Below are 9,469 nucleotides of genomic sequence, written 5' to 3' on the forward strand. Positions count from 1 at the left end.
CCGTCAGCTCTTCGCGCAGGTCGTGCCGTTGAGCGTGAAGGCGGCCGGAACACTGTTCGTGGCGCCCTTGGTGGCGATGAACCCGACGGTCACCGACCCGGCCACCGGGATGTTCGCCGTGTAGCTGGCCGGTTTCACGGTCACGGCGCCCCCGGACTGGGTGGCCGTGCCGCCCCACATGTTGTTGATGGTCTGGCCGTCGGCGAAGGAGAACCCGAGGGTCCAGCCGTTGATCGCGGTCGTCGAGGTGTTCTTGATGACGATCTCGCCCTGGAATCCGCCGGACCACTCCCCCACCGCCCGGTACCCGACGGAGCAGGACTGGCCGGGGGCGGGCGGGCCCGTGGTCACGTTCACGGCGGCGGACCGGGTGGACCGGTTCCCGGCGGCGTCCCGGGCGTACACCGCGAACGTGTACGCCGTCGAGGCCGAAAGCCCGGTCACGGTCGCCGAGTTGGTGGTGGACGCGGCGGCGGCCGTCTCGGTCGTGCCGCTCACCCGGACGACGTCGTAGGCGCTCACGCCAACGTTGTCGGAGGACGCGGCCCAGGTCAGGGTCACCGAGCTGCCGGTGACCGCCGACGCGGTGGGCGTGCCGGGGGCGGTCGGCGCCTGGGTGTCGCCGCCGGGGCCGCCACCGCCGAAGATCGTCGCTTCCTTGGAGGTGCTGACGATGCCGTTGGCGCCGTTGAAGATCCGTTGGCCCCACGAACTCAGGTTGTTCTTGTCGAAGTTGAGGGCGAGGTCGAGGATCGGGTCGGTGTTGCCGCTCCAGCTCCAGGCGAGGTAGCCCAGTTTGAGCTGCTGGGCGGTCGCCATCATGGTGTCCTCGTCCGGGTCGCCGTACTGGTCGGCGGGGCCGCCGAACTCGCCGATGAGGATGGGGAGTCTGGCCGTGACGAAGGCGTTGAGGTAGTCGGTGATCTCGGCGGCCGTGTCGAACACGCTGTACATGTGGATGGAGAAGATGAGGTTGCCGGTGGTGTCGGCGGCGTACACGGACTGGGCGTTGGCGCGCATGACGCCCTGCCAGTCCTGGCCCCAGTTGGGGGCGTCGACCATCAGGAGGTGCTGGAAGCCGGCGGCGCGGAGTTTCTTGACGGCGGCGACGGTGGGGGCGGTCCAGCCGTCGGGGTTCGTGTTGCCCCAGGGCTCGTTGCCGATGTTGATGGCGATGTAGTCCTCTTGTCCGGCGAGGACGCTCTTGAGGCCGATCCAGTAGTCGGCGGCCTGGTCGAGGGTGCCGGCGGCGGACTCCTCGCCGTAGCCGGTGGTGTCGTGGACCTCCAGGACGCAGATGACGCGGTTGGCCTTGCACTGGGCGATGACGTTGGCAACGTCGGAGGCGGTGTTGGCGGTCCAGCGGTGGCCGTCGGCGAGGACGACGCGGACGGTGTTGGCGCCGAACGCCTTGATGTCGGCGAGGGACTGGTTGAGGCGGGTCGGGTACCAGGTGTGCGCGTGGTTGACGCCGCGCATCACGAAATCGTTGCCGTTGGACTCCAGGAGGCGGCCGTTGCTGATGTGCAGGCCGGTCGCCTTGACGGCGGGTGCCGTCGTGGCGGCCTGGACGGCGGCGGGGGCGAGCGCGCCGAGCAGGAGTGCCCCGAGGAGGGCGGCCAGCACTTTCCGGAAGACGGATCTGGGTGTTCTCACTGCGGCTCCGTTGAGTGAGCGCCAGGAAGTTCAGGCTGTGGACAGAGAGATGGGAGCGCTCCCATGAACCCACTTGGCCAAGTACACGTCAAGAGAGGCGGCGCAGGCTCATCGGAGCGTGCGCCCCGACCTGCGCACATTCGTTCCGGCCCACCGGCATATTCCGGCCGCGAGATGGGGATGACCGGCCCCAAGAAGGTCAACACGCCCGAGCGCACGGGACGCAAACTGGCCCGTGCTGCGGGGGACGAGGAGGCGGACGTGAAGAGGATCCAGTTGAACAGGCATCCCCGTGGACCTCGCCGACCGGAGCCGCAGGACCTGCGGACGCCCTCCGGTCGGACGCTTCCCTACTGACGGCTTCCGAGCTTTCCGCGCGCGGCGGCGCGGCCGGGGTCCCTCCCCGGCCGCGCCGCTTTCTTGTTGCTGTACGGTCCGACTCCCCCGCAGGTCGGGGTGGTTGGACCCCGTCCCGGTGACGGTCAGGGCGGAGCACGTCGGTCGGGTGCTCCGGCCGTCGCGTCACGTCACCGGGACGGGAGCCTGTCTCCCCGCCCGAGCGGCACCCGCGCCGCGCCGGGGCGGGCGCCGGTGGCCAGGGCGTGGGCTTCGAGGTGGGCCTCGATGTACGGGACGGCGACGAGCGGGAGTTCGCCGTCCACGAAGGCGGGCTGGACGTTGACCTCGAAGACGACGCCGCCGTTCTCCACCGCGAGGTCGACCCCGGCGAACGGCAGGCCCACCGAGGCGGTCGCCGCGATCGCCAGTTCGGCGAGGCGGGGCGGCAGTCCGTGCGCCCCCAGGTGGACCGGGGTCGCGCCCCGGCAGGTGTTGCAGGGCGTGTCGTCCTCGGGCTGGAGGTGCTCGCGGGCGTGCACGATCCGCCCGCCGAGGACGAAGACGCGGAACTGGTGGCGCTGCCCGTCGGCGGTGACGTTCCCGGCGTCGCGCGACAGCAGCCAGTCGGTGTCCTGGCCCGCGTAGTAGGCGGCGGCCTCGGCGAGGCGGTCGAGGCTGGTGACGTGGAAGGTGTCGTTGCCGCCGGTGCCGACGACCGGCCGGGCCCAGGTGTCCCCGCCCAGCCCCTCGAAGGCGTCCCGGGCCTCGCCGTCCGTGGGCCGGGACAGCACGACGGTCTCCATCTGGGCGACGCCGTCGCGCCGGAAGCGCTCCACGGTGAGGTTCTTCTCGGTGGCCGTGCGCCAGGCGTCGGGCCCGGCACCGAGGGTCGCGACATCACACTCCTCCAGCAGCCGCTGGAAACCGGCGAGGGCGGCACGCCGGTGGGGCGGGATCTCGTAGAGGACGACGACGTCGGGTACGAGGTCGAGGTGCTCCTCGGGCACCTGGAGCCGTAACCGGCCGCCGTCGCGTACGGCGCGTCCCCCGCCGCCGGTCTCGAAGTGCCGGGAGTCGACGCGCACGGGCGGGGTTCCGGTGAGCAGTTCCACGGCCTCGGCGAGGTAGTCCCGGCAGCCTTCGGGCGAGGTGGGGTCGGCGATCAGGGCGATGCGGGGTCGGGACACAGCGGCCTCCTGATGCTCTCGACGCGCGCTCGCGGCGCGGGGTGGTCGGCGCCCTCGGCGCGTGCGGTGTCACGGGTGGTGCCTGTCGCGCGGGGTGTCCGTGCCCCGTCGGCCGGCGGCCGTGGCGGGGTGCGGACCCGGTGTGCGGGCCCGGCCGGGCGGCGGCCGGGGCTCCGGGGTTCTTGCGGGGTGCCCCGCCGGTCCCGCGCCGCAGGGCTGTGGCGCCACAGTAGGCGCCCGGTGGTGGACCGGGCCAGGGCGCACGCGCCCCGGCGCCCTGACCCTGCCTCTGCGCCGGACGCCCCGGCCGTGCGCCCCGCGTCGGCCGCGGATACCGTCCGGTGCCCCCTGAGCCCTGTCCGGCCCCAACCGCCCCTTGCCGTACGGGTCTTCGGATGCATCGATGCATCGTCGTCGGCGTCGTCGGCAGCGGCGGCGTCGTCGAGGTTCGCTCAATTCATCTGCCCGGTCTGAGTGAGAACACTCATGTCAGGGTCTCTGTCGTGCGGTTACCGTGATCGTGTGACGGATGTCAGGGTGCGGGTGCTGGAAGGCCCGTTGCGCACGGAGTGGTTCATCGGGGTGACCGTGGTCAGCTGGGTCGCCATGACCGTGAGCGGGGTGAGCGGCCTGTTCGGCGCCGATCCGGCGGGGCCGGCGGTCGTGGGGAGCCTGGTGCTGCCGTTCCTGCTGCACTTCGCGCTGCGCGGGCGGTTCGCGGTGCGCTGCGACGACTCCGGGGTGACGGTGCTGCGGCCCTGGTCGCGGCGGCGTGTCGGCTGGGAGGAGGTGACCGGGGTGGGGTTCCGGCGGCTGCGGCTCGCGGAGGACGACGTGGAGCGGTGGGCGGTGTCGGTCCTCGCGGGGGCGCGGTCGCTGCCGCTGGTGACGGTCGAGGGCGCGGTCGACGCGCGGGAGCCGGCCCGGGACCTCCTGGAGCGTCACGGGCGGCTGTTCGCGCCGTTCGCCGAGCGTGGTTTCCGGCCCCAAGAGCCCGCGGAGCGGCGCTACTTCGACCGTGCGGTGGGGTCGTTGTCAGTGGGCTGACCCATACTGGGCGGCATGGAACTCGTCGTCTTCATGACCCTGCCGGGACTGGTCATCGTGCTGACGGCCGTGGCCTTCGCGGACCAGCTCCTCCTGCGGGCCGGCCGCGCGGGTCTCCTGCCGTGGCGCAACTCCGCCCGCCAGGGCCAGATCTCGGCGACCGGCTTCGAGCAGCTCCACGCGGCGCTGTCGCCGGGCAAGCAGCACGAGCTGAAGGAGCGCCAGTCGTCGCTGGTCCTGCGGGACGACGAGGAGGACGGGGCGCCGCCGCACCGGACGACGGTCGATCTCGACGGGGGCCGGGCGGTCGTACGAATACGTCGCTGAGGTCAGCGTCCGTCGAGCCGGGACACGTGCTCGACGTTCCCCCGGTCCTCGGCGTCGTCGCTCGCCTCTGCCGTGAACCAGGCGTCCAGGATCTCCTTGAGGAGCGGCTCGGAGGTGAGGCGCAGCCCCAGCGCGAGGACGTTGGCGTCGTTCCAGCGGCGGGCGCCGTCGGCGGTGTAGGCGTCGGTGCACAGGGCGGCGCGGACGCCGGGGACCTTGTTGGCGGCGATGGAGGCGCCGGTACCGGTCCAGCAGCAGACGACGGCCTGGTCGGCGCGGCCCTCGGCGACGTCCCGGGCGGCGGCCTCGGAGCACACCGCCCACTGGGGGTCGGCGCCCTCGCGCAGCGCGCCGTGCGTGATCACGTCGTGGCCGCGCCCCCGCAGTTCGACGACGAGGGCGCGGGCGACGGGTTCGTCCATGTCGGAGGAGACGGAGATGCGCATGGGGGCAGCGTACTGAGCGGGGGTCACCAGTCGTCCCCGAAGGGCAGTTTGTCGAGGTCGCCGTCGAAGTCCGCGAACCCGGGGAGGATCCCGGCCCCCTCCGCGTCCGTGGCTCCGGGCAGGCCCACCGGCCCGTCGACCGGCTGCTGCGTCCAGATGCACTTGCCGGTCGCCGTGTACCGCGTCCCCCATCGGTGGGCGAGCGCGGAGACGAGCTGGAGCCCCCGGCCGCCCTCGTCGGTGTCGGTGGCCCGGCGGATGCGCGGCATGGTGAGGCTCCCGTCGAAGACCTCGCAGACCAGCTCGGTGCCGTGCAGGAGCCGCAGCCGGGCGGGGCCGCGCGCGTGGCGTACGACGTTGCCGACGAGTTCGCTGACGAGGAGTTCGGTGGTGGGGATGAGGTCGTCGAGGTGCCAGGCGGTGAGCTGGTCGCGGACGTGGCCGCGGGCCTGTCCGGCGGCGCGCGGGTCGTCGGGGAGCCACCAGGAGGCGATCTTCTCGGCGGGCAGGGCGTGCAGCCGGGCGACGAGGAACGCGGCGTCGTCGGCGGCCTGCTGGTCGGCGGGGAGGAGTTCGGCGGTGAGGCGGTCGCAGAGGGCTTCCAGGTCGGCGGTGGTGCCGTCGCGGTGCGCGGTGCGCAGGAGGCGGCCGAGGTCGGCCATGCCCTGGTCGACCTCGCGGGTCGCGGACTCCACCAGCCCGTCGGTGTAGAGGACCAGCAGGCTGCCTTCGGGGACGGCGAGTTCGACGGTCTCGAAGGGCGGCCGGGCGGCGCCCAGCGGCGGGTCGACGACGGTGTCGGGGAAGTGGACGGTGCCGTCGGGGTGGACCAGCGCGGGCGGCGGGTGCCCGGCGCGGACCAGGGAACAGGTCTGGGTGGTGGAGTCGTACAGGGCGTACAGGCAGGTGACGTAGGAACGTTCGCCCATCGCGCTGACGATGTCGTTGAGGTGGCCCATGATCTCGTCGGGCGGGAGTTCCAGGTCGGCGAGGGTGTGGACGGCGGTGCGCAGCCGTCCCATGGTGACCGCCTCGCGCAGGCCGTGCCCCATGACGTCGCCGACGACGAGGGCGACCTGTCCGCCGGAGAGCGGGATGATGTCGTACCAGTCGCCGCCGACGTCCATGCCCTGGCCGGCGGGGAGGTAGCGGGCGGCGGCGGTGCAGGCGGGCAGGTCGGGCAGGGCGTCCGGCAGCAGGCTGCGCTGGAGTTCGCGGGACCGGGTGTGCTCGGCGTCGTAGAGGCGGGCGCGCTCCAGGGCCTGGGCGACCAGCGCGCTGATGGTGGCCAGCAGGGTGCGTTCCTCGTCGGTGAGGCGGCGCGGGCGGTCGAAGGCGACGACGCAGATGCCGAAGGTCTTGCCGGAGGCGGTGAGCGGCAGGAACGCCCACGCCTCCTTGCCGGCGCGCTCGGGCATGGCCGCCAGCTGGGGGGCGCGTTCGACGAGTTCGCGGGCGGTGGACAGGAACAGGGGGGTGCCGTGGGTGACGGCGTCCCAGGAGGGGTCGCGCGGGACGCGGCGGCGGCCCTCGATCTCGGCGAGGAACTCCTCGGGGTAGCCGACGGCGCCGACGTTGTGCAGCCGGTCGTCCTCGATGACCTGGACGAGCAGTCCGGTGGCGGCGAACGGCGGCAGCACCCGGCGGGCGACCGCGTCGACGACGTCCTGCGAGGTGGTCGCCTTGGCGAGGGCGGCCGTCAGTTCGGCGATACGCGCGGCGCGCTGGGAGGCGGCGCGCTCGCCCGCGCGGCGTTCGTCGGCGAGGCGGCGTTTCTCCGTGACGTCGGTGAAGTACAGCGTGCGGCCGTCGGGGCCGGGCACGAGGCGCAGGTGGAAGCGGCGGCAGGTGTCGCTGGGGTGGATGTCGAACTCGGTGGGTCTCTCCTCGGCGGCGGCCTTGCGGCAGCGCTGTTCGAGGCCGGGGACGTAGCGAATGGCGGGTACGTCCCACAGGGTGCGGCCGAAGAGTTCCTCCTCGGTGAGGCCGAGGGTGCGCTCGGCCTCCAGGTTGGCGAAGGTGATCCGCCAGTCGTCGTCGACGGCGAGGAAGCCGTCGCTCATGTGGCGCAGGGCGCGGCCGAGGGCGTCGCGTCCCGGCCGGGAGTCGTCGCTGTCCCAGGCCATGCCGATGAGCCGGTGCGGCTCGCCGTCCGCGTGGTACGTCGCCTTGCCGCGGGTGCGGGTCCAGTTCCAGCCGCCGTCCAGGGCGCGCACCCGGTACTCGGCCTCGAACACGTCGCGGTCGCGCACCGCGCGTTCGGCGAGGGCGAGGGTGGGGGCGAGGTCGTCGGGGTGGACGACGCGCAGCCAGCTGTCGATGTGTCCGGTGAAGTCGGCGGGGCGGGTGCCGTACAGCTCCATCGCGGCCTCGTCCCAGCTGAGGGCGCCGCTGGTGAGGTCCCAGTCCCAGGCGCCGACCCGGGCCTCCTTGAGGGCCTGGCGCAGCCGGGCGTGCTGTTCGCCGCGCGGGCGGTGGGTGAGCGGCGGGGCCTGGCCCATGCGGTCCTCGGCCCAGGAGACGAGGGCGCGCAGGTACGACCACTGGGCGGCCGTCGGCTGGCCGGAGTCGCCGGTGAGGACGGTGAGGGCACCGATGCTGTGCTCGCCCCGGTACAGGGGGAGGGCGGCGAGGCCGGTGCCGGGCCAGGTGGGGTCGGTGGCGTCGCCCGGCAGGGGGTCCCAGACGCCGCTGCCGCGGTGCAGGGCGCGGGCGGGGGCGAGGGGGCCGCCCTGGTCGACGAGTTCCCAGGCGCGGGTGAGGGCGGACGGCAGGCCGGTCGAGGAGACCAGGCGCAGCGGGGACTTGGGGCCGCGCAGGTGGATCGTGCCACCGAGGGCGCCCAGCTCGGCCACGGCGTGCTGGAGGGCCAGTCGGAAGACTTCGCTCTCCGGGATGCCGGGGCCTACCGTGCCGAGCAAAGCCAACCGCGCGTTCATGCTGGGAACCTTATCGTTCACGTCTCGGACGAAAGCGTGCTTCGCAGAATTCTCACCGGTCACGGGGGGTTGGCGCCATGCGGAGGGCAACCCCGCCGTGTTCTCGGCGACTTCGGGCCGGGCCGTCAGAGGGTGCCGTCGTACAGGCGCCGTTCGATGGGTGTGCGGAAGCTCGAACGGACGCGGGTGTCGCCGAACCAGTCCGCGAGGCGGGCGGTCTCGGCGGTGAGGGCGGCCGTGCTGACGTCCTGGTCGAACAGGTGGGTGGCGATCTCGCCGTCCGCGCGCTGGGACCAGACGCCGACGATCCTGCCGTCCCACCAGATCGTCGGGCCGATGTTGCCGTTCGTGTCGAACAGGTCGGTGGTCAGGGCGGGTTGGAGGTACCAGTCGCGGTGCCGCCAGCCCATGGGGGTGGGGTCGAGGGCGGGCAGCAGGGCGATGCCGGGCTCCACCGGGTCGGGGGTCTCCAGGTCTGCGGGGAGGGCGTGGCCCTCGCCGTGGTCCAGGGTGACGGGGAGCGCGCCGGTCTCCGCGAGGGCCTTGCGGGTGTCGGTGAGGTTCCAGCCCGTCCACCACTTCACGTCCTCGGTGGTGGCCGGTCCGAACACCTCCAGGTAGCGGGTGACCAGCGCCGTCCTCGCCTCGGCCGCGGGCAGTTCGGGGTGCGGTTCGACGAGCCGCCAGCGGAACTGCGACGACGCCCAACTCCCCAGCGGGCGCCCGCGCCTGATCCGGTTCTCCGCCGCCATCACCCCGAGGAACCGGTTGGCGATCTTCGGCCGCGCCTCGTACGCCTTGCCGGGCGCCTGCACGATCCGCTCGCTCAACTCCGGTACGGCGCCGGAGAGCTGACTCGCCGTCGCCTCGCCGAGTCCGGTGAGCGCGGTCACGACCTCGCGTTCGACGGCCGTGAACCTCTCCTCGTCGTAGCCGAGTTGTTCGGCCAGCACCTTGAGGAGGTCCCGGCGCAGGCGGGCCGCGACCGGGCGGGCGGCGGCCGCGTCGACGACGGGGGCGAGGTCACGGGGCACCACGAACACCGTGCGCCGCATGCACAACATCCGCACCAGGGTGCCGTCTTCGTACTGGGCCCGCTCCAACTCCCCGATGGACGGCGGTTCCTGACGTGCGGCCACCGAGAGATAGACGCTCGCCGGGTCCGTCGCGTGCAGGCACAGCACCGACTCGGCGACCTCCTCCGGAGTGGCCGCGCGCAGGGCGGGCGCGAGGCGGTGCCGGGTGACGAGGAGGGCGCGGCGGTGGGCGTCGCTGAGTCTGGGGAGGGGGGTGGTCATGGCGCCGGAGGATACCGGGTCGGGGGCGGTCGCCGACGAGCCGGTGCAGGGGTCGGCCAGCGGAGAAGGGCAGGTCGGGGGGAGGGCGTGGCCGCCGAATGCGGACGAGGCGCCGGACGGAGCCGCCAACGGCCAAGGGCCCGACCGGCAGCGGGCAGCGGGCAGCGGGCAGCGGGCAGCGGGCAGCGGGCAGCGGGCAGCGGGCAGCGGGCAGCGGGCAGCGGGCAGCG

General features: G+C 73.3%; 7 protein-coding genes and 1 pseudogene. 3 read left to right on the top strand and 5 right to left on the bottom strand.

What is annotated here, in order from left to right; genetic code table 11:
- Positions 1-3 precede the first annotated feature (3 nt).
- Together ACLZOT_RS13325 and ACLZOT_RS13330 are read right to left on the bottom strand one after the other, a co-directional pair.
- Complete coding sequence (locus ACLZOT_RS13325; protein ID WP_416969046.1) at positions 4-1,656, bottom strand: cellulase family glycosylhydrolase; 1,653 nt, start codon at positions 1,654-1,656, stop codon at positions 4-6.
- Positions 1,657-2,183: 527 nt separating this feature from the next.
- Complete coding sequence (locus ACLZOT_RS13330; RefSeq protein WP_416969047.1) at positions 2,184-3,182, bottom strand: ATP-grasp domain-containing protein; 999 nt, start codon at positions 3,180-3,182, stop codon at positions 2,184-2,186.
- Between the two features lie 522 nt (positions 3,183-3,704).
- Between ACLZOT_RS13330 and ACLZOT_RS13335 the strand changes: the two genes are divergently transcribed.
- On the top strand, positions 3,705-4,229 hold the full coding sequence (locus ACLZOT_RS13335) for a hypothetical protein (protein ID WP_416969048.1): 525 nt from the start codon (positions 3,705-3,707) through the stop codon (positions 4,227-4,229).
- A gap of 15 nt (positions 4,230-4,244) precedes the next feature.
- Positions 4,245-4,556: a DUF6191 domain-containing protein gene (locus ACLZOT_RS13340; protein WP_416969049.1), complete on the top strand. Its 312-nt coding sequence runs from the start codon at positions 4,245-4,247 to the stop codon at positions 4,554-4,556.
- 2 nt (positions 4,557-4,558) lie between these two features.
- Here ACLZOT_RS13340 and ACLZOT_RS13345 read toward each other — a convergent pair whose 3' ends face one another.
- The 3 genes from ACLZOT_RS13345 to ACLZOT_RS13355 form a co-directional block, all read right to left on the bottom strand.
- On the bottom strand, positions 4,559-5,002 hold the full coding sequence (locus ACLZOT_RS13345; RefSeq protein WP_416969050.1) for an RpiB/LacA/LacB family sugar-phosphate isomerase: 444 nt from the start codon (positions 5,000-5,002) through the stop codon (positions 4,559-4,561).
- 23 nt (positions 5,003-5,025) lie between these two features.
- A complete protein-coding gene (locus tag ACLZOT_RS13350) occupies positions 5,026-7,941 on the bottom strand; it encodes a SpoIIE family protein phosphatase (RefSeq protein WP_416969051.1) in 2,916 nt (971 codons plus the stop codon).
- 125 nt (positions 7,942-8,066) lie between these two features.
- Positions 8,067-9,239, bottom strand: a complete 1,173-nt coding sequence (locus ACLZOT_RS13355) for a winged helix DNA-binding domain-containing protein (RefSeq protein ID WP_416969052.1) — start codon at positions 9,237-9,239, stop codon at positions 8,067-8,069.
- Here ACLZOT_RS13355 and ACLZOT_RS13360 point away from each other — a divergent pair.
- Positions 9,238-9,469, top strand: a pseudogene (locus tag ACLZOT_RS13360) (hypothetical protein); the annotation flags it as partial. The gene ACLZOT_RS13355 and the pseudogene ACLZOT_RS13360 overlap by 2 nt on opposite strands.

Origin of the sequence: Streptomyces sp. 4F14 (genome assembly GCF_048159485.1) — a bacterium.
Classification (GTDB): domain Bacteria; phylum Actinomycetota; class Actinomycetes; order Streptomycetales; family Streptomycetaceae; genus Streptomyces.